The sequence below is a fragment of the Lentzea rhizosphaerae genome (genome assembly GCF_042649515.1).
GTDB lineage: Bacteria > Actinomycetota > Actinomycetes > Mycobacteriales > Pseudonocardiaceae > Lentzea > Lentzea aerocolonigenes.
Window position 1 is genome coordinate 93,474 of the sequence record NZ_JBHRZI010000023.1, and the last position, 23,312, is coordinate 116,785.

The 23,312-nt window shown below is 72.6% G+C and carries 1 protein-coding gene (only partly in view); it reads right to left on the bottom strand.

The annotated features are described in order from the left end of the window. Nucleotides 1–23,312 carry the 3' portion of a WXG100-like domain-containing protein gene (locus ACFOWZ_RS27625; RefSeq protein ID WP_382376812.1) on the bottom strand. The gene runs 4,312 nt beyond the window's last position, so only the last 23,312 of its 27,624 coding nucleotides appear in the window; its start codon lies beyond the right edge, outside the window; it ends in the stop codon at nt 1–3.

The window sequence follows — 23,312 nt, forward strand, 5'->3', positions numbered from 1 at the left end:
TCATCGATCCTCCTCACGGGGCGGCGTGCCACCGAGGAAGTCGGCGAGGGAGATCGAGCGCGGCGTCTCCACGTCGTCGAGATCCGGCACCGAGCGCTCGTCCCAGGCGGACGACGCAGCCGCCGACCAGCCGTCTTCGGAGGCCGCGTCGTCCTCGGTCTCCGGCGCGCTCACCAGGCGCACCTCGCCGTCGGCGGAACGCTCCACCACCAACGGCCGCCCGGCGTGGACAGCCCACTCGGCACCGGGCGTGAGCACCGGCGTGTGCACGTGGAAGGTCGACGCCAGCTTCGCCTGGAACTCGCGCACCGCGCTCGGCGCACCGTCCGTCACCACCAGCGCGGTCGGAGCTCCAGACGCCGTGAGCTCGCGGAACGCGGAGGACGCCACGAGCACCTTCGCGAAAGCCGGGCCGTCGACGGTGAGCTCACGGCCGTCGGCGAGCGTGACGCTGAACCGGTCCTCGGCCGCACGCACGTCCACACCAGCCGCGCCGTCCGGCCACCGTTCCACGGCAGTCCGTTCCGGACCATCCACAAAAGACACTCCGGCCGGGTGATCCACGAGGTGCGACCGGACGTCCTCTGGCCGGAACGACGCGATCCGGCCGGTGGAGTCCGTGCCGAGCACCAGGCCGAACCCGCCCGAGAACGTGTTCCAGCGACCGCCGTGGTGCAGCGCGGTCACCGCGCGCCCGTCCCGCACCCCGATGTGGACGGAGTCCGTCGAGGCGAGCACCGGGAGATCGTGGCCGAACGAGGCCGAGAGGGCGTGCTGGAAGTCGTGCGCGGCCTGACCGGCGCCGTCGTCGCCCACCGTGCAGACGATCAGAGCGATCGCCTCCGGACGGTCCGGCCCGCTCATCCGCTCCTGGAACGGCTCCAGCCGCCGCACGAGGTCGGCGAACGGGTGCCCGTACAGCGACACCACCGCACCGTCGCGGTCGTGGACGCGGAAGCCGGAGGAGGCGCCCTCGGCGCCGAAGCTGTGGCTGACGATGAAGAACGTGTTCTCCGGCCACGGTACCGGGCCGGACTGAGCATCCAGTCCGCCCTCGACCGCGTTGATGTCGCTGACTCCCTGCGGCAGCACCGACATCGTGCCTCGGCCGTCCGCCGCCGTCCACGCGTGCGCGGCCGCCACGTCGTCGTCGCTCATGCCGAACACGACACCGATGGTCCGGCCGTCCTTCACCAGAGGTTCGACCCGCACGTCGGCAGATGTCACGTCGACGTAGGCGCCGAGGTCGGCGCGGTAGCCCTGAGCCGGCTGGTGCAGCGGCACCTCGGGGAACTCCCGCCACGCCGTCTCCGGCCCGGCGAGCTCGCCGAGGGCCGCCGTCACCCTCGCCTCCGCGCCGAGCCTGTCGCTCAAGGCGGCCTGGAAGTCGTGCGCCGCACCGCCGCGCCAGCTGTACGCGCCCACCCTCGAGGCCAGCAGCGTCACCTCGCGCGACTCGCTGTGCGACGCCAGCAGGTCCGCGAACGCCGAGCCGCCCAGTGCGACCCGCGTCCCGTCGCCCAGCCTCACGTGGAAGCGTTCGACGTCGCCGTCCACGGCCACCTGGAACGGGCCCGTCGCAGGCTCGTCCACGGCACCGCGGAACGAGACGCCCACGACGGAGTCTCCGGCACGGATCGGCTCGACCGGCACGTCGGCCGCGCTGAACAGCCGCACCCGGCCGGTGGCGTCGGTGCCCGCCACCACGCCGCCGAACCCGCGCCAGCGGCCCTGGCCGTCCTCGGCCACCACCGCGGCGGCGAGCGCGCGCTGGAAGTCGTGCGCCGCACCACCGTCGTGGCCGAGCGCGCCCGCCGCCGTTCCCGGCAGGGCGACACCGGCGAGTGCCTCCGCCGACCGGAACGGCTTGGCCTTCGCCACCACGGCGGCCAGCGTCCCACCGTCGACCGTGATGCGGGAACCGTCCTTCAACGTCAGCCCGAACCGGGTGGCGCTGGCGTCGGCATCGACGTGGAAGACGCCGCCCCGCGCTGCCGTGACCGGCACCGCGACCTGATCCGTTCCGCCGCGGAACGTCACGCCGACGGTGCGGCCCCCGGAGGTCAGAAGATGCCCGACGACATCGCGCCGGCGGAACGTCCGCGGCTCGCCGGTCGCCGCGTCCAGGGCCGCCAGGACCGTCGACCGGTCGAAAACACGCTGCAGCCAGGAACGGCCTGACTTCAGCGCGGCACCGCGCTCGGCCAGCGGCACCTGGTCCACCGGTGCGGGCGTCTCCGCCTTGCGATCCGCCTCGTCGAACCAGGCGGCCAGCCGGGCATCTTGCTCGGAGACACCGCTGTGAGCGCCGCTGTGCGGCTCGGACCGGCTCGGCCCGGCGGTCATCAGGTCCACGTCGTCCCTGCGACCGGCCTCGATCGGCGTGGACGTGGCCTGCCCAGCACCGGACTGCCCGGCCCCGGCGGGATGGACGACGTGGTCGTGCACACCGGCCGCGTGGTCGTGGACCGTCCACCCGTCCTGCGTCCACACGAGTGGACCGCCGTCCTGGGCGTACAGCAACCGAGCCGCACCCCTCGGCACGAAGACCGGCTCGTGGGCGCCGAACTCCTGACGCAGAATCTCGTGGAAGCCACCGCCCTGGCCAGGCACGTCCAGCGGGGTCGACGTGACCAGCGCGATCGGCATCCGCGGCCCTGTGCCGTCAGCACCGCGGAAGACCTCGCTGCTGCCGACCACCCGCGCGAACGTCCTGCCGTCGACGTGCACAGTCCTGCCGTCGCCGGTGTGCACCACCAGCAAACCGTCCACATCGGACTGGGCGGACACGTGGAACGTCCGCTGCGGCAACCGCACGCCCTGCACCACCTCGTGGCGCGGCGCGGGTTCTGCGCCGTCGGAGAACGTCACGCCGATCGTGCGGCCCGCCCGCACCAGCGGAGCCGACCGCACGGCGGCCGGGTCGAACGAGACCCAGCGGGACTCCTGCGGCAGCCTGCCCAGCGCGAGCGCCGCGCCCGACGAGAAGTGCTCCCACCGGCCGTCGCCGCGCACGTAGGTCTCCCACGTCCCGTCTCCGCGGTGCGTGTGGAGGCCGACCTTGGCGGCCGGGGCGACCACCGGCTGGCGGTACCCGAACTCGGCCAGCGCCCGCTGGAAGTCGTGGGCCACCCCACCCGTTTCCCTGACCGCGCCGGCCTCGCAGGACAGCAGGACCAGCGCCTCCGCGTCGCGTCCGGCCATCAGCTCGCGGAACGGCCGGAGGTCGTGCAGCGCCCGCGCCAGGACGTCACCGCTCATCCCGACGGTGCGCCCGTCGGTGAGCGTGAAGTCCACCCCTTCGGTGTTGCCGTGCAGCACGACGTAGGCGGAGCGTTCCGGCCACGGCGCGGGTCGCGAGCTGTCCGTGCCGTCGCGCAGGTCCTGCGCCGCTCGCCACCGAGTGGTCTCCCACTCCCCCAGGTGCATCGTCGTGCCGCGGTGGGGGTGCGACATCTGCGCCTGGTGGTCACGCAGGTCGGCACCGACGAGGAACTCCATCCCGATCGGAGCGCCGTCCGGGCCGTGGAGCACGGTCGCGCGCACCTCGCTCGTGCGGAACCGCGTCCACTCTCCGTCGACCGTCATCGCGGGCAGGTCCACGCCGTGGAGCACGTCCGTCGTCGGGAACGTCCGCCAGGAACCACCGCGATCCAGGACGAGCTGGCCACCGCTGTGCCGCCACGTCCCCGGCTGCAGGTGCACGTGCGACGTCGGCGCCACCACGAGGTGGTCCCAGCCCGCGGCAGCCAGCCCGCGCTGGAAGCCGTCCGCCGCGCCGCTGAGCCCCGACCGGCTGCTGAGCAGCACCAGCGAACCGCCCTGGTTGGAGGCGGCCATCTGCTGAAACCTGTCCAGGCCACCCAGCAGCCGGCCGAAGTCCCATCCGTCCACCCGCACCGGCGAGCCGTCGGTCAGCCGCAGCTCGAAGCCGCCGGCAGCACCCTCGACCGCGACGTACAGGGAGTCCTCGCGCCAGCGAGCCGGGACCGGCTGAGCGCCGTCGCTGCTCGGGAACGCCGACGGACCATCACCTTCCGGGTGCACGAACGTGTTCAGGTGCTCGCCGCGGGGAGCACCTCCCCACGACAGCGAGGCGGACTGCTCACTGCCCGTCAGGAACGTCAGCCCGACGGGCGAGCCCCAGCGCGTCATCGCCCTGAACTGCACGTCTTCCGGCCGGAAGCGGCGCACCTGTCCGTCGAGTCCCACGCCCTCGGGCAGCCGGCTCGTCCGCGGCGCGGCCATCAGGTCCACGTCGCCCCGGCGGTTCGGGGACCACTCCCACGGGGACGGGAACGACTCCCAGTGGCCGCCCCTGGACACGAAGCTCTCCCACGAGGTCCCGGGCACGTCGAGGCCGAAGCGGACAGGTCCCGTCGGCCCCACCACCGGCTGGCGGTACCCGAGCCTCTCCAGTGCCTGCTGGAAGTCGAACGCGGTACCACCGGCGTGCCGGTCGGCGCCGGCCCAGCAGGACAGCAGCGTCACCGCTTCGTGCTCTCGCGCGGCCATCAGGTCGCGGAACGGCCTCAGATCGTGCACCAACTCCGCCAGCACCGCTCCGCCCACCAGGAGCGAGTGGCCGTCGGTCAGCTCGATCCTCGCGATGTTGCGGTTGCTGTGCGCGGTGACGTACGCGGCCGGCTCCGGCCAGGGTGCGGGCTGCGAGAAATCCGCACCCTGGTTGATTTCCTGCTCGATCCGCCGACCGGCCTCTCCGTCCGGCAGCAACGTCGTCCTGCCGCGATGCGGCCGCGCGAACGTGTTCAGGTCCTGGAGCAGCTCCCCGCCGACCACGAACGACACCGCCTGTGGCCTGCCGTCCGGGCCGTTGATCGAGGTGACCCGCACGTCGTCGGTGTTGAAGTAGGTGCGCTGCCCCCTCAGCGTCCGCGCCCTGAGCGTCCGGTTCTCGACCGCCTCGGCGGTCGGGAACGTCCGCCAGGAACCACCCTGGTCCACGACGACCTGGCCGGCGCGCTTGAACCACGCCGTCCGCAGGTGCACGTCGGTGGTGGGCGCCACCACCAGGTGCGGCCAGCCCTGCGCCGTCAGCGCCTGCTGGAAGTCCGCGGCCGCACGGCCGGCGCCCGACCGGCCCGCGAGCAGGACCACCGTGCCACCTGCGTTGGTCTCCGCCATCCGCTGGAACTTCGGCAGCTCGGACAGCACCCGCCCGAGCGTCGACCCGTCCACCCGCACCCGCGGGCCGTCGGTCAGCCGCAGTTCGAACGAGTCCGCGTCACCGCGCACCGCGACGTACATCGCGTCCTGGCGCCAGTTCGCGGGGACCGTCATCGCGCCCTTGCTGCTCGGGAACGACGACGAACCCTCCCGCTGCACGAAGGTCCGCAGGTGCTCCTTGCCGGGCTCCGCACCCCACCGCAGCGAGGCGGAACGCTCCGCACCGGTGAGGAAGGTGAACCCGATCGGCTCCTTCGACTTGCCCCGCAGCTGCTCGACCCGGACGTCACCGGGTTCGAACCGGCGCACCTCACCGGAGGGTTCCGCACCCTCCAGGCGTCCCAGCCCTGGCAGTGACGTCAGCCCGTCGGCGCGCGCTCCAGGAGCGGGCGGGCGGACGACCTGTGCGGGAACGGCGGCGTCGCGGTCGTGGACGGTCCAGCCGTCCTGGAACCAGACGACGGGCCTGCTGAGGCCGTCGGCGTGCAGGCCGGCCGCGCCCCTGAGCTCGAGCACAGGAGTGGTGACGCCGAACTCGCCGCGCAACGTCTGGTGGAAGTCCGCGCCGGGAGTCCGTCCGTCCAGAGGCGTCGAGGCGGCCAGCACGATCGGCTGCCGGAAGCCGTCCACGGCGCGGAACGTCTCGCTGTTGCCCACCACCCTGGCGAACGCCGCGCCGTCGACGTGCACGGTGCGACCGTCGGTGGTGTGCACGACGAGTCGTCCGTCCACATCGGACTCCACTGCGACGTGGAAGGTGCCCTCGCGCAACCGTGCGGTCCGCGCCTGTGGATGGCCGACGTCTCCGGCGTCGTCCTGCCAGAACGACACTCCGACCGGGCGGTCGCCCTGCGTGATCGGCCGCGACCGCACCTCGCCGGGGTCGACCGGCACCCAGCGGGTCTCGTCGTGCAGCTGACCGAGCACGGGGGCCGGGCCCGACGAGAACGTTTCCCACCGGCCATCGAGCACGTGGGTGCTCCAGACGTCCTTCTTCAGGGAGTAGGTTCCGGCCGTGTTCGTCGGCGCCACCACGGGCTGGCGATGTCCCAGGACCGCCAGAGCCTGCTGGAAGTCGTGCGCCAGACCGCCGACACCGCGCATCTCGCCGGTCGAGCAGGCGAGCAGCGTCAGCGCCTCCGGATCGCGGGCCGCCATCAGGTCCCCGAACGCGCGCAGGTCCCCGAGCAGGTCGGCGAACGCCGCTCCGCGCAGCATGACCGTGCGCCCGTCGACCAGCTCCAGCTGCACCTTCTCCGGGAAGCCGTGCGTGATGACGTAGGCCGACCGCTCGGGCCACGGTGACGGCTGCGAAATGTCCCGCCCCGCCTTCATCTCCTGCACGAACCGCGCGCCGTCCACGCCCTCCGGCACGAGCGACGTCCGGTGCGTGGGCGGGAGAGCCAGCCGCTGCACGTGGTGGTGCAGCTCGTCACCGACCAGGAACGAGACCGCCAGCGGCCTGCCGTCGTGACCGTTGAGCGTGGTCGCTCGAACGTCACCGGTGCGGATGGTGATCGACGCACCGTAGGACGATTCCGCGTCCAATTGCCGGTTGGCGATCACGGCGGGTTCGGGGAACGTCCGCCAGGAGCCGCCGCCGTCCACGACGATCTGGCCGCCGCGCTTGAGCAGCGCGGTCCGCAGGTGCACGTCCGCCGTCGGCGCCACGACGAGCTGGTGCCACCCGCCGGACGCCAGGCCCTGCTGGAAGTCCCGTGCCGCGGCACCGGCGGCCGACCGGCCGGCCAGCAACACCAGCGTGCCGCCGTTGGGGGCGTCCGCCATCCTGCGGAACGGCGTCAGCTCGGACATCACGTGCCCGAACGTCGAGCCGTCCACCGTCACCCGCGAGCCGTCGGTCAGCCGCAGCTCGAAGGAGTCCGTGCCACCTCGGACAGCGACGTACGTGGAGTCCGTGCGCCACGGCCCACGCACCTCGGCCGCACCCTTGCTGCTCGGGAACGACGAAGAGCCCTCGGGGTGCATGAACGTCCGCAGGTGCTCGTTCCCGGGCTCACCGGCCCACCGCAACGAAGCCGAACGCTCACCACCGCCGAGGAACGTCAGGCCGACCTGTTCCCCACCGCGCACCATCGGCCGGACCTGGACCTCGCCCGGCTCGAAGCGGCGCACCCCACCGGTCGCGTCCACACCGTGCAGCCGCCCCGTCGAGGACGGTTCCCCGCCGGACCGGGACATCCGCCCGGAGCCCGTGTCCGGTCCGGCGCCGGGACGGACGACGAGTTCGGAGACGTCGGCTGTGCGGTCGTGCACGGTCCAGCCGTCCTGGCTCCACACGACCGGAGCGCCGTCCTCGCCGCGGCGCAGGCCGGCCGCGCCCCTGGGCTGGTGAACCGGGTTCTCCACGGCGAACTCGCGGTTGAGGACCTGGTGGAAGTCCCTGCCCCAGCTCCGACCGCCGAGCGGAGTGGAGACCGCGAGTGCGATCGGTCCCGACCTCCGGAAGTCGCCCACGGCGCGGAATGTCTCGTTGTTGCCCACGACCCGCGCGAATGCCGGGCCGTCGAGGTGCACCGTCGCACCGTCGCGGGTGTGCAGCACGACGCGTCCATCCACATCGGACTCCGCGGACACGTGGAACGTCCGGTTCGGCAACGGCACGGGCCGCGCGTCAGCGGGAACCGGCCCGGCCTCGCCCGTGCCTTCGCGCCAGAACGACACTCCGACCTGCCGGTCTCCGTGCATGATCGGCGTCGACCGCACATCGGCCGGCTCGACCGGGATCCACCTGGCCGCGCCGTGGAGCTCGCCCAGCGTCCACGCCGGTCCCGACGAGAACTGCTCCCACCGGCCGCCGTCGACCACGACGGTGTCCCACGCGTCCCTGCGGGGCGCCCCGACCTGGACCACCGTCGTCGGCGCCACCACCGGCTGGCGGTATCCGAAGTCGGCCAGCGTGCGCTGCAGGTCGAACGCGATGCCGCCGCCGAAGCGGTCCGCACCGGTCAGACAGGACACCAGGGTCAGGGCTTCCTGCTCGCGCACGGACATCAGGTCGCGGAACACCCGCAGGTCGTGCAGCAGCTCGCCCAGCGCGTCCCCGCTCACGGTGACGGTGCGGCCGTCGGTCAGCTCGAGCCGCGCATTGTCGGGGTTTCCGTGCAGAGTGACGTAGGCAGACCGCTCCGGCCACGGCGCCGGCTGCGAATGGTCCGGCCTGCCGTGATCCGACCTCCCCTCGATGAGCGACGTCGTGCCCCGGTGCGGGAGCGACAGTTCCGTCACGTCGTGGCGCAGCTCCCGCCCGACCACGAACGACACGACCTGCGGGCGGCCGTCCGGGCCGTTGATCGAGGCGACCCGCACCTCGCTCGTGTGGAACCTGGTCGGCCAGCCCCTCCCCAGGGTGCGCGCCTCCAGTTCCCTGCCCTCGACGACGTCGGCCAGCGGGAACGCCCGCCAGGAACCGCCGCGGTCGACGACGATCTGGCCGCCGCGGCCCGGCCAGTCCGTCCGCAGGTGCACGTCCGTCGTCGGCGCCACCACCAACTCGTGCCGGCCGTTCGCCATCAACGCCTGCTGGAAGTCCCGCGCCGCCGCGCCCGCACCGGACCGACCGGCGAGCAGCACCACCGAGCCGCCCTCGTTGGCCTCCGCCATCTTCTGGAACTTCGGCAGCTCGGACACCACGCGCCCGAACGTCCCGCCGTCGACCCGCACCCGCGAGCCGTCGGTCAGCCGCAGCTCGAAGGAGTCCTCACCACCGCGCACCGCGACGTACATCGAGTCCCTGCGCCACCGCGCGGGCGCCTCCACCGCCCCCTTGCTGCTCGGGAACCCGGAGTCGTTCGCCGACTGCACGAACGTCCGCAGGTGCTCGCTCCTGGGCGCGGCGCCCCACCGCAACGACGCGGAACGCTCGCCGCCGCTGAGGAACGTCAGCCCGACCGGTTCGCGGAACAGCCCCAGCGGATCGGTCTTGCGCCACATCCGCTGGACCCGGACCTCGCCCGGCTCGAAGCGGCGCACCTCGCCGTTGAGGTCGACGCCCGTCGGCCGTGAGTCCACCCGCGCTGGAGCCTGCTCGGGGCCGTCCAGGAGCCGAAGACCGGCCTCGGCGTTCACCCTCGCCTGACGGTCCTGTGGCATCCCGCCGTCGGCCAGCGCCACGGCGTCGGCGCGGTGCTCGGCCCAGCCGTCACCGGCCCGCAGCGCCGGCGCGCCGTCCGCACCCGCGACGACCTCGACGCCGCCGCGCGACTCGAACACCGAGTCGCGGAAGCCGAAGTCGCGGATCAGCGTCTGGTAGAAACCCCGGACCTGCCCCGACACGTCCACCGGCTGCGACACGGCCAGCACGACAGGGACCCGTTCCGCGCCGCGGAACGCCTCGGACTCACCGACCACCCTCGCGAGCACCGGACCGTCGACGAACACGGTGTCACCACGGGTGGTGCGCACCGCGAACTCGTTCGCCGCCCCCGGCTCGACGTCCACGACGAACGCCCGCTGCGGCACCGACCCGTCCGCGACCCGGCCGCCCGTGGCAGCCCAGGCCGAGCCCGGAGCCGCCGCACCGTCGTCCCGGAACGACACGCCGACCACCCGGCCGCCGCGCAGCACCGGAGCCGAACGCACCTCGGCCGGTGCGAACGGCACCCACCGGTCCTCCACCCTGCCCAGCGCCGTGGCCGAACCCGACGAGAACTGCTCCCAGCGTCCCCCGTCGATGGTGTAGGTGTCCCACGTGTTCCTGCGCCACTCGTACAGCGCGGTCGACTTCGTGGGCGCCACCACCGGCTGGTGGTAGCCCAGCTCGACCATCGCGCGCTGGAAGTCGTCAGCGACACCACCGGCGCCGCGCCTCGCGCCGACCTCGCAGGAGATCAGGGTCAGCGCTTCCTGCTCGCGCGCGGACATCAGGTCCCGGAACACCTGCAGGTCGTGCAGCACCTCGGCCAGCACGCGACCGCCCACCAGGACTTTCCGGCCATCGGTCAGGTCGAAGCCCACGAGGTGGGAAACGCCGTGCACCGTCACGTACGCCGACTGTTCCGGCCACGGCGCGGGCTGCGACGCGACCCGGCCGTCGGCCACGTCCTGGTCGAAGCTCTCGCCGCGGTCGCCCTCCGGCAACAGCCACGTGGTGCCGTCGTGAGGACGGCTCAGCATCTGCTGGTCGGTGCGCAGCATCTGCCCGGCCATGAACGTCACCGCCACCGGCCGGCCCTGCCGGTCGTCGATCCTGGCGACCCGCACCTCGCCGGTGCGGAACACGGTCGGCTCCGACTTCAGGGTGAGCGCGGGCAGGGACCGGTCCACGATCACGTCCGGCAACGGGAACGCTCGCCAGGACCCACCCCGGTCCACGACGATCTGACCACCGCGCTGCAGCCACGCGGTCCGCAGGTGCACGTCGGTCGTCGGCGCCACCACCAGGTGGTCCCAGCCCTGCGCCGCCAGCGCCTGCTGGAAGTCCCTCGCCGCCGCACCTCCGCCCGACCGGCCCGCGAGCAGCACCAGTGTGCCGCTGTTGTCGTGCTCGGTCATCGCGCGGAACGGCGCGAGCTCCGCCATCAACCGGCCGAACGTCGACCCGTCCACCCGCACGCGCGCGTCGTCGCCCAGCCACAGGTCGAAGGAGTCCGCGCCACCCCGCACCGCGACGTACATCGAGTCCTCGCGCCACGGACCCGCCGCCTCTGCGGCGCCCTTGCTGCTCGGGAACGCCGACGAGCCCTCGGGGTGCATGAACGTCCGCAGGTGCTCGCTCCCGGGCTCACGAGCCCACCGCAGCGAAGCGGACCGCTCGCCATCGGTGAGGAACGTCAGGCCGATCTGGTCACCGCTGCGCGTCATCGGCCGCACCTGGACCTCGACCGGCTCGAAGCGGCGCACGTCACCGGTCGCGTCCACACCCCGCAGCCGCCCGAACCCGTACGTGCGCGCCGGCACCGCGTCCGACGCCGGGAACGCCCGCCACGTCCCGCCGTGACTCACGACGATCTGACCGGCCTGCGCCGCGTCCGTCCGCAGGTGCACCGCGGTCGTCGGCGCCATCACCTGCTCACTCCGTCCGGCGGCCGCCAGCGCCTGCTGGAAGTCCCGCGCGGCCTCACCTGAACCGGACCAGTCCGTCAGCAGCACCACCGCGCCGCCCTCGTTGCGGTTCGCGACGTGCTGGAACTTGTCCAGCTGTGCCGTCGCGCGCCCGAACGTCGAGCCGTCCACCCGCAGCGTCGTGCCGTCCTTGAGCGTCAGCTCGAAGTAGTCCCTGTCGCCGCGCGCCGCGACGTACGTCGCGTCCTCGCGCCACGGTGCGGCCGTCCGCGTGGGCTCGCCGCGGGTGCCGTCCGGTGAAGGCATCGGGTGCACCAGCGTCTGCAGGTGCGTGTTCTTGGGCTCGGCACCCCACTTCAGCGAGGAGTCGAGACCGGCGCCGGTGAGGAACGTCAACCCGACGGGCTCGCCGAACAGACCGAGTGGGTTGGTCTGCCGCCACATCCGCCGGACCCGGACCTCGCCCGCCTCGAACCGGCGCACCTCACCGGACGGGTCCACACCGCGCAACGTCGTCCCGTCGCTGCTGGCGATGACGCGGACGTTGAGGTTGTCGTTGTGGTTGTAGACGGTCCAACCGTCCTGGGTCCACACGGCACCGTCGCGCAGGCCCGCCGCTCCCCTGGGTTCGTGGACCGGGTTCTCGACGTTGAACTCGAGGCGGAGGGCGTCGTGGAACGCGCGCCCCTGCGTCGGGCCGTCCAGCGGGGTCGACACGACCAGCGCGAGCGGGTCGCTTCGCCGGAGACTTCCCGTGCCGCGGAACGTCTCGCTCTCGGCCACCACCCGTGCGAACGTCCGGCCGTCGATGTGCACGGCCCTGTCCTCGGCCGTGTACACCACGATCCGGCCGTCCACATCGGACTCAGCGGACACGTGGAACGTCCGCTCCGGGAACTGCTTCGCCTGCCCGTCGACGGGCACGGTCTCGACGGCGCCGTCCCGCCGGAACGACACGCCGACCGTGCGGTCGCCGTGCGTGATCGGCGCCGACCGCACCTCACTCGGCTCGAACGGCACCCAGCGCGCCTCGTCGACCAGGTTGCCCAGCGTGACGGCCCCACCCGACGAGAACTGTTCCCACCGGCCACCGTCTTCGACTTGGCTCCCCCACACACCCTCGTGGTGCGTGTGAGTGATGAGGACCCTCGTCGGCGCCACCACCGGCTGGCGATGTCCGGCCTGGGCAAGCGCCCGCTGGAAGTCGTGCGCGAAACCGCCGCTGCGCCGTTCCGCGGCGACGGAACAGGACAGCAGAGTCAACGCTTCCTGCTCGCGCACGGCCATCAGGTCGCGGAACGCCCGCAGATCCAGCAACAGGTCGGCGAACGCCTCACCGCGCACGCTGACCGTGCGGCCGTCGGTGAGCTCCACCGCCACGGTCTCGGGAGAGCCGTGAATGTTCACGTACGCGGACTGCTCCGGCCACGGTGCGAGCTGCACATCCATTCGCCCCGCGCGCATGGCGCGCCTGGCCTCGGAGAGGCTGCGCACACCTTCCGGCAGCAGTCCGGTCGTGCCCTCGTGCGGGCGCGACAGCGACTTCAGTCCGAAGCGCTGATCGACCCCGATCTGGAAGGTGATCGCCTGAGGCTTGCCGTCCGGGCCGTTGATCGAGGTGATCCGCACCTCGCTCGTGCGGAAGCTGGTCGGGCGCCCGTGTCCCGTCTCCGCTTCGATCTCCAGGTTCCTGACGGCCTCTGCCTCCGGGAACGCCCGCCAGGCGCCACCGCGGTCCACGACGATCTGACCGCCGCGGCCCGGCCAGTCCGTCCGCAGGTGCACGTCGGCCGTCGGCGCCACCACGAGCTGGTGCCAGCCCTGAGCCGCCATCGCTCGCTGGAAGTCCCCCGCCGCGCCGCCGACACCCGACCGGCCCGCCAGCAGCACCACCGTGCCGCTCTGGTTGTGGCTCACCATGTGCCGGAACTTGGACAGCTCGGTCGTCACCCGCCCGAACGTCGAACCGTCCACGCCCAGCCGCGAGCCGTCCTTCAACCGGAGTTCGAAAGTGCCGCCCTCGGCGCGCACCGCGACGTACATCGCGTCCCTGCGCCACGGCACGCCCGTCTCGGTGGCACCCGCACTGTGCGGGAACGACGTCGAACCCTCCGGGTGCACGAACGCTCGCAGGTGCGTGTCCCTCGGCTCGGCACCCCACCGCAGGGAGTTGGTGCGGTCGGTGCCGCTGAGGAACGTCAGGCCGACCGGGTTGTTGTTCCACAGCCCCATCGGGTCGGTCCGCCGCCACATCCGGCTGACCCGGACCTCGCCGGGCTCGAACCGGCGCACTTCACCGTCGAGATCGATGCCCATCGGCCGCCGGTCCACCCACGGCGGCGCCTGTGGTGCGGGAGCCTGCTCGGACTCCGCCTCCGACGGCGTGCTCTCGCTGTCCTCGCCGGTGCGCTCGGCAGGCCGCTGCCCGTCGGCGTCCGCCAGCGTGATCTCCGCATCATCGGCGGCGGTGCGGTGCTCGGCCCAGCCGTCCCCGGCCCGCAGGACCTGCGTGCCGTCCGCACCCGCGACGACCTCGATCCCGCCGCGCGACTCGAACACCGAGGCGCGCAACCCGTAGTCGCGGACCAGCGTGTCGTGGAAACCGCGGACCTGCCCCGACACGTTCACCGGCTCGGACAGCGCCAGCACGACAGGGGCCCGCTCCGCACCGCGGAACGCCTCGGACTCACCGACCACCCTCGCGAGCACCGGACCGTCGACGAACACGGCGTCACCGCGGGAGGTGCGCACCACGAACTCGCCGTCCCCGGCAGGCTCGACGTCCACGACGAACGCCCGCTCCGGCACCGGGTCCGTGAACCTGCCGCCCGTCTCGCCCCAGGCCGCGCCACCGTCCCGGAACGACACACCGACCACCTGGCCGTCGCGCAGCACCGGAGCCGAACGCACCTCGGCCGGCGTGAACGGCACCCACCCGTCGCCGGACAGCCTGCCCAGGGCCGGAGCAGGTCCCGACGAGAACTGTTCCCAGCGACCCCCGTCGACGATGAAGGTCTCCCACACGGTCCTGCGCAACGTGTGCAGGTAGACCGGCTTGGTGGGCGCCACCACCGGCTGGGGGTAGCCGAACTCGGCCAGCGCGCGCTGGAAGTCGTCCGCGACACCACCGGCGGCCCGCAGCGCACCGGTCGAGCAGGACAGCAGGGTCAGCGCTTCCTGTTCACGCGCGGACATCAGGTCGCGGAACACCTGCAGGTCGTGCAGCACCCCGGCCAGCACGTCACCGGTCACGCCGACCTTGCGGCCGTCGGTGAGCTCCAGGAACGCGTGGGTGGGGAAGCCGTGCAGCGTCACGTACGCCGAGCGCTCCGGCCACGGAGCCGGCTGCGACCCGTCCCTGCCCTCGTCGAAGTCCTGCTCGACCCGCTGCCCTTGGTCGCCTTCCGGCAGCAGCAACGTCGTCCCGCCGTCGGGACGACGCAGGTAGGACACGTCGGCGCGCAGTTCCGCACCGATGCCGAACGTCACCGCGACCGGCCTGCCCTGCGGATCGACGACCCCGGTGACCCGCACCTGACTCGTGCGGAACTCGGTCGGCTCCCGCCTGGTCGTGAGCGCGGGCAGGACGCGGTCCTCGACCACGTCCGGCAGCGGGAACGCCCGCCAGGCCCCGCCCTGGTCCACGACGAGCTGGCCACCCCGGCCCAGCAGTGGTGTCCGCAGGTGCACGTCGGCCGTCGGCGCGACCACCAAGTGGTCCCAGCCGTGCGCCGCCAGCGCCTGCTGGAAGTCCCGCGCCGCCGTGCCCTCGCCCGACCGGCCCGCGAGCAGCACCAGCGAGCCACCCGCGTTGTCCCGGGTCATGTCGCGGAACGGCCTCAGCTCGGCCACGACCTGGCCGAACGTCGCCCCGTCCACGCGCACCGGCGCGCCGTCGCCCAACCGCAGCTCGAAGGAGTCTCCCGTGCCGCGCACCGCGACGTACATCGCGTCCTGGCGCCACGGACCCGCCATCTCGGTGGCGCCCCTGCGGCTCGGGAACGACGACGACCCCTCGGGGTGCATGAACGTCCGCAGGTGCTCGCTCTCGGGCGCGCTGCCCCACCGAAGCGATGCCGCCTGCTCGGAACCGCTCAGGAACGTCAGGCCGACCGGCCGGCCGTCGTGCAGCATCTCCCGGACCCGCACCTCACCGGCCTCGAACCGGCGGACCTCACCGGCGAGATCGACGCCCTGCGGCCGTTCGTCCGCCCACGGGACGTCCTCCGACAAAGGCGTGCCGGACTCGTGGTGTGCCCTCCAGCCGTCCTCGGTCTGCAACACCGGCGTGCCGTCCACGCCTTCGACGACCTCGACCGCGCCGCGCGGCTCGAACACCGACTCCCGGAAGCCGAAGTCGCGGACCAGCGCCTCGTGGAACGCGGCACCCTCGCCCGGCCGGTCCAGCGGCGTCGACGTCACCAGCGCCATCGGAGCCTCGTCGGCACCGCGGAACGCCTCGGACTCGGCGACCACCCGCGCGAAGGCCGGACCGTCGACGAACACGGAGTCGCCGCGGGAGGTCTGCACCACGTACCAGCCGTCCGAGGACGACTCGACGTCCACGGCGAACGCGCGCTCCGGCACACCACCGTCGGCGATCCGGCCGCCGGTGGCCTCCAGGACCGAACCCTCCGGCCGGAACGACACACCGACCACCTGGCCGTCGCGCACGACCGGCTCCGAACGGACGGCGTCAGGCGCGAACGAGTCCCACCGGCCCGTGCCGTCGGGGCTGATGAACTCGCCCAGCACGTGCGCGGGCGCCGCAGAAAACCGCTCCCACGTGCCGCCGTCCTTGACCCGCGTCTCCCAGCCGCGGCCGCTCCAGCCGTGGATGCCCACCGGGCGGGTGGGCGCGACCACCGGCTGGTGGTGCCCGAACTCCGCCAGCGCCCGCTGGAAGTCGTGCGCGGCACCACCCGGTCCGAGCACCGCCCCGGTGTCGCAGGCCATCAGCAGGATCGCGCCCGGCTGACGCTCGGCCAGCACCTGGCGGAACGGGCGCAGGTCGTTGACCACACGGGCGAAGGTCTCGCCGGTCACCTCGGCGATGCGCCCGTTGGTCAGCTCCACGTACATCGTGCGTTCGGTGCCGTGGGTGAAGAGGTGGGCCGAGTCCGCAGGCCAGGACGGCGCCTCGTAGCGGCCGGGCGGTGTCCCGTCCGACCTGCTGTTCCCGTTCTCGGGGAAGCCCTCGTCGTAGAGGAACGTCCGGTTCAGGTAGGGGTCCCGCTCGACGCCGCGGATGGGGCCCAGCTCGGGGCCGACGACGAAAGCCGTCCCCGTGTTCGTGCCGTCCGGCCCGGTGACCGCGCGTGTGCGCACCTCGGCCGTGCGGAACGTGACCGGGGTGCCGTCGGTGTGGACCCCGGACAGCTCCAGATTCTCGATCACGTCGGGCAACGGGAAGGCGCGCCACGAGCCACCCCGGTCCAGCACCAGCTCGCCACCGCGCCCGAACCGCGCGGTGCGCAGGTGCACGTCCGTCGTCGGCGCCACCACGAGGTGGTCCATCGCGGCGCCGGCCAGCCCGCGTTCCAGGTCCCGCGCGGCACCTCCCGGCACGTCGAGCGAGCCGCTGCGACCGGACAGCAGGACCAGCGACGCGGCCGGGTTCGCCTGGGCCATCTGACGGAACGCGTCGAGGCCCGTCAGCACGTCCGCGAAGGTCGCCCCGTCCACGCGGACCTGCGTGCCGTCCGCCAGCCGCAGCTCGAACGAGGTCTCGCTGCCGCGCACCGCGACGTACGTCGAGTCCGGGTGCCACGGCGACTCGAACCGCTCCGCGCCGCGGCGGCTCGGAAACGCCGAGGAGGTGTCCGGGTGCAGGTAGCTGCGCAGGTGCGATGCCGAGGGCTTCTCGCCCCACTCCAGGGAACGAACGGCTTCATCACCGGACAGGAACGTCAGGCCGATCTGCTGACCACGCCGGGAGATCGGCTGGACGCTCACCTCACCCGGCTCGAACCGGCGAATCTCGCCGTGCAGGTCGACGCCGGCGAGTCGCTCGTCGATCCAGGTCATCCGGTCGAGCTCGGCGACCGTGCCGCGAACCGGCGCCGCCTCGCGGTCCGCGACGGTCAGCCCGGACTCGTCACCCTCGTCGATCGTGTCGAGCCGCGACGGCGTCCGGCTCGGCTGGGACTCGCCCTCACCACGGTCCCTCTCCACAACCTGCGGGTCCGATTCGGCCCGCACCGGCTCGGCGTCAGGCTTCCCTGACGTGCCGGGAACGGTCTCGGTCTCGACGCGCGCGACCGGCATCTCGTACACCGTCTCGCGGAAGCCGAACTCCCGCTGCAGGGTGTCCTGGAAAGCCTGGCGCCGGCTCGGCACCTCCGCCGCCGTCGACGGAACCAGCGCGAGCGGCACCTGCTCCCCGTCACCCATCGCGGTGCGGAACGGCTCGGACTGGGCGACCAGCCGCGCGAACGTCGGCCCGTCGACCGACAGCGCGGTGCCGTCGGTGGTGTGCACGGTGAGCCAACCGTCCGAAGTGGACTCGACGTCCACGGCGAAAGCCCGCCCTGCCGGAGTGGCCGCTCCCTCCGGCCGGAACGACACACCGGCCACACTGCCGTCGTCGCGCACCACCGGGGTGGACCGCACGTCGGCAGGCGTGAACGACGTCCACTCGCCGTCCGCGTTGCGCACGCCGAGCTGCCGCGCGTCGTCGGAGGCGAACCTCTCCCAGGTGCCGGCGTCGGCGATCCACGGCTCCCAGGTGCCGTCGCCGTGCCGCCAGGTGCCCGCCTGGCGGGTCGGCGCGACCACGGGCTGGCGGTAGCCGAACTGGTTGAGCGCGCGCTGCAGGTCGTGCCCGACGCCTCCCGCCCCGGGGATCACGCCGGTGTCGCACGAGATCAGCGTGAGGGACTCGGTGTGTGCCGTGCCGTCGCGGAACGCCTTCAGGTCGTTCAACACCCGGCCGAAAGTCTCGCCGTCGACCTCGACGGTGCGGCCGTCGACGAGGTCGAGGTGCACGGCGTCGCCCTCGCCGTGGGCGAAGACGTACGAGGAGTTCTCCGGCCACGGCGCTGGTTCGGAGCGCCCCCTACCGTGCAGCTCGGCGGCGTCGAGACCTTCTTCCGTCGGGTATCCGGCGTCGTAGCGGCGCGTGGTGCCGGTCGGCACCGACGTCACGGCGCCCACGTCGTCACGCAGGTCGCGGCCCACGGTGAAGGCGACGCCCACCGGCGTGCCGTCCGCGCGGTGGATGCCGGTGGCCCGCACGTCGCCGGTGCGGAAGGTGGTCGGCACCCGGCTGTCACCGATCGTCGCGGGCAGCACGGAGTTCTCGACGACGTCCGGCGTCGGGAACGCGCGCCAGCTGCCGCCGCGGTCCAGCACGGTCTCGCCACCGCGGTCCAGCAAGGCCCCTGCGCCTCCGAACAACGGGCCGCGCAGGTGCACGTCCGTCGTCGGCGCCACCACCAGGTGGTCCAGCGCGGCGGCCCGCAGCCCGCGTTCGAAGTCCCGTGCCGCACCACCCGGCACGTCGAGGGAGCCGCTGCGACCGGACAGCAGGACCAGCGACGCGGCCGCGTTGTTCTCCGCCAGACGGCGGAAGGAATCCAGTCCGGACAACACGTTCGCGAAGGTCGTGCCGTCCACGCGCAGCGGTGTGCCGTCGCCCAGCCGGAGCTCGAAGTGGTGCTCCCCACCGCCCACCGCGACGTACGTCGAGTCGGCACGCCACGGCGAGACGATCCGTTCCGCGCCACGAAGGCCGGGGAACGCAGAAGAAGTCTCCGGGTGCACGTAGCCGCGCAGGTGCGACTCCGCCGGTGCCTGCGCCCACTTCAGCGAACGCGCGCCTTCCTTGCCGGACAGGAAGGTCAGGCCGATCTCCTGACCATTGCGCGTCAACGGCCGGACCCGCACCTCACCCGGTTCGAAGTGGCGGATCTCCCCGCTCGGGTCCACCCCGAACGGCCGCTGGTCCGTCCACGTCATCCGGTCGAGTTCGGCCACGGTCCCGCGAACCGGCGCCGCGTCCCGTTCCGCGGGGGTCAGGACGGACTCGCCGCCCTCGTCGATCGTGTCGAGCCCGGACGTGCCGGTGGCCTCGTCCGCCCGCCGGGGGCTCGCGTCCGCCGGTTCGCTCAGGAAGTCGGCGATCGTCCTCTGCTGCCCGGCAGGATTCTCCTCGATCGGCTCGTTCAGGAAGTCGATCAGCGACTTCCGCGGCCGGGGGTCCGCGGCCGGCGGCGTCGGATCGGCCAGGCCGAGCTGTTCGAGGCCGGCGCGGTCGGTCTCGACGACGATCGGGCTGTCCACCGCCGTGCGCACCGGCTCCGTCCACGCCCGGGGCGCCTTCGAGCTGCGGAACGTGGGCGTGACCGTCCACTGCGGAGTGAGCCGGACCAGGTAGCGCTCGTCTGTCCTGGCGGGCTGCCCGTCGCCGTCCGACGACGAGGTCTCCTTGGTGGTCTTGACGGTCTGCTCGGCCGTCGACTTGTAGTCGACCGCCTTCATGAAGTTCTCGATCACGTTGATGCCGGGCCGCTGCTGGGCGTTGTCCAGGTGCACCGCACTCGCGGTGGCCGCCGGCATGAGGCCGGTCTGGGCATTCGTGACCGTGCTGACCTTGGTGGTGTCCGTGTCCGACACCTTGGTGGTCAGCTCGGTCCGCACCGGGCCGATCAGCTCCCGCTTCACCACGTCGGCCGTGATGTCGACCTGTCGCACCGCATCCGACGTGATCTTGACGGTGTAGGGCTGTCCGGCCAGCAGGTCGCGGATGTGCGCCCGCAGCGGCAGGGATCCGGTCGCGGCCTGCAGCTGGTGGATCGCGCGCGGGTGCAGCACGGGTCGTTCGCCGTCGCCGCGCGCAAGCACGTCCAGTGCCTCGTGCAACGCGGGCGAGTCGAACGGCCGTACGTGCAGCGGCGTCTGTTCCTTCAGTCCCGCGGGCAGTTCCTGCGCCTGCTGCCACTCCGTCAGCGACCCGGTGGCCTCCCGCTGCGCCGGTGTCTGCTGCCCGTCGACCGGGACCGTCTCGTCCTTCGGCACGACCGAACGCACCGCGGCGGGCAGCGTGAAGTCGGTGGACCAGGGCTTCTCGTACCAGGTGCCGCCGGGGAAGAGGCGGCGGAACTTCGTGGCCCGCGAGTAGTTGTAGACGTCCATCGTGACGTGCAGGTCGTGCAGGAACTCGACGGCGTCCAAGGACCTCTTGGCGGTCACGGTCTCGCCGTGCTCGTGCGTCACGGTGCGGGTGGTCGCGGTGTCGCCGAAGCCGCCGATGCTGAGGCCGGAGCCGCCGGCGGGGAGTCCCTTCTTGCCCATCGCGACCTGCCCGCCGAGACCCCAGTCCATGGCCCACGTCGAGCCGGTGGAGGAGCCGGAGGACCGGGTTGCCGCCGTCTGGGCCTCGACGGTCTCGTCGAAGGCGACGCGGTGGAACTCACCGGGACCGAGGTTCGCGCGCAGCACCACGAGCTGCTCGACGCGGCCGAAGACGTTGATGGCGGGCAGGAAGACGGGCAGGCCGCCGTTCAGCATGCTGCGCAGGGCCGGGCCGAACTCCGCACCGGTCAGGGTCGGCCCGAGCACGTCGTTGACGAGCCGGTCGTTGATCGAGCCGAAGTCGCCCGCGCCGCGGCTCACGAGGTCGGTCCGGGGCGAGGACAGCACCTCCTGGGCGAGCTCGACGACCGAGGCGGGCACGCTCCTGGCGCCCTGCTCGATCGACCACTCGTCGATCCTGCTGGAGATCTGGAAGAGCAGCTCCTTGCCCGCCTCCAGCCGGTGCAGCTCGACCCGGCCGCTGCCGCGGCCCACGTTGGAGGGCGCGGCGACGTCGAGATCGGTGTTGTCCTGGCGCGGACTCTGTTCCTCGCCCGCACCGGAGTCGTCCGAGCGGCGGTCCGGGCTGGAGTCGGTTTCGCCCTCGTTCGTGCGCCGGTAGGCCTTCACCTCCTCGGGGAGCAGGTGTTGGAGGTCCGCGTCGCGCAGCAGGCCGATCTGGTGGATCTCGCTGGCGGGGATCCACGCCGTGGCGGCGTCCGGCACGTGCACGCGCATCGCGTCCGAAGTGCTGCGGCCGTCGTGCTGACCGCCGAGGAAGTCGTGCCAGCGCTGCCGTTTGCTGGTGTGCACGTCGTACGTGGCGTCGAACGCGACCAGGTAGGCGCGCTCGGTCCGCGTGTGGACCACGGACTCCTTGACGCCGGTGCCCTCGGTCGAGCCCTGCTTGCTCATGTAGTTCACTCCGCCGCCGCCCACCGCGACGACGTTGGTGAACTTGTGGCCGAGCGGAGGCACGTCGACAGCGCCGGCACCGACTTCGAAGCCGGTTCCCTTCTGCCGGTCGGCGGTCTGGCCGTGCTCCACCACCTCGGAGGCGGAGAACTGGTGCGTGGTGTCGACGGAGAGGACGCGGGGGTTCGTGAGGTCCGCGGACAGGTCGACGCGCACGACGCGTTCCCGGTCGCCGAGCAGACCGGGCCGGTTGTAGGTCCGCAGCTCCACGCTGTCCTTGAACACCGCGGTCCGGTCGAACCGCCCGGCCCGCGCCGGGAGCTCGGCGAACGCCTCGAGCGCCTCCCTGGCCGCGGTGCGTTCGTCCGGTGTGTTCAGGTCGGCGCCGGCCAGGTTGTTCGGCTTGTGCTGGTCGATGTTGGCCGGCCGGTTGCCGAACAGAACCCGCCTGCCCCAGCCCGCGACCTTGTTCCCCGGCTCCTCGTCGACCATGCGCGCCACCGTGGGCACGAGGTCGGGCACGGGCTTGAGCGAGTCGAGCTGGAACACCGGTGGCAGGTAGGCGGCGCGGTGCGTGCCCATCCTCGACGCCGCCCGCCAGCCGGCGGTGTCGTCGATCTTCTCCCAGCGCGGCGCCGTCTCCTCGTCGACGCTGTCGCGGCGGTGCCTCGTCGTGTCGTCGGGCACGGGTGCAGGGCGCTCGGGAACGAGAACGTCGGCCTCGCCGCGGAACGTGTGCACCTTCTCGCCGTTGGCCGCCCAGCGGTCACCGAGCGCGACCTCGATCTCGATCGGGTAGCTGGTGCGGTGCAGCGGCTTCTCGCCGTCGAACCTGCGCTCGACACCGATCTCGTGGGTGAGGCTCTCGACGTTCTTGGTGCTGTGCTTGCCGTAGATGTAGGCGTTGCCCGCCTTGTAGTTCTTCACCCGGCCGTCGAAGACGTAGCCGGAGACGCCGCCGGTCGTGTCCCACGACTTGGTGAGGTCGACGCTTTCCTTGCGCGACACCGAAGTCACCGTCTTCGCCGTCTCGCCGGGCACCACGCCGCCGTACCGGGCCTCGGCCGTGACGGGCCGGGTCGTCACGAACACGTCGGGCGCGTCGGGAGCCCACGAGCTGACGGGCAGCCGGACCGGCTCGCCCCTGCCGATCTCCCTGGCGTGGTCGTGCACGAACTGCCGCAGCCGCTGCTCGAACGGCCCCAGGTCCTTCGAGCGCACGACACCCTCGACCCACAACCGGTGCAGGGTGGGGCCGACGATGCCCGCGACCGTCTCCTCCGGCAGGGTGTGGATCACGTCCAGCTGGTGGAGCGCGCGGTCGAGGTCCACCGTCTCGGGCACGGCGTGCGTTTCCGGTTCGGCGGTGTGCCGGACCGGTTCCTCGACGGCCCCCTCCGGCCTGCTCCACACGGTGCCGTCCGCGTCGATCTTGAAGCGGTGGGAGCCGGCCTGCACCACGTAGGAGAACCGCACCTGCTGGGTCTCGACGGGTCCGGTGTAGGTGCTGGTCACCTCCTGCCGTCCCTTGGCGGTGGTCTTGCTCCCCGTCGTCGTGGTGGCGTACTTGTACAGCAGCGGTCCGGCGCCGCCGCCCAGCGCACCTGTGATGTCACCGGCCTGGACGAAGAGACCGCCGCCCCAGCGCAGACTCACCGACTGCCCGGACGTCGCCTCGTAACTGGTGTCGTGCGTTCGCACGATCCTGCCGTCGACCGTCTCTTTTGGACGGACGGCCTGCGTGTCCACGACCGCGATCGACACCTCGACCCGCTCACGACTGCCGGGCAGCTTGAACGTCTCGCGCACCGGCTCGCCGGTGAGCAGCTCGGTGCCGCGGTCCGGCAGGGTGGCGAGCCAGTCGCGGAACCTGCGCGCACCGGGATGCCCGA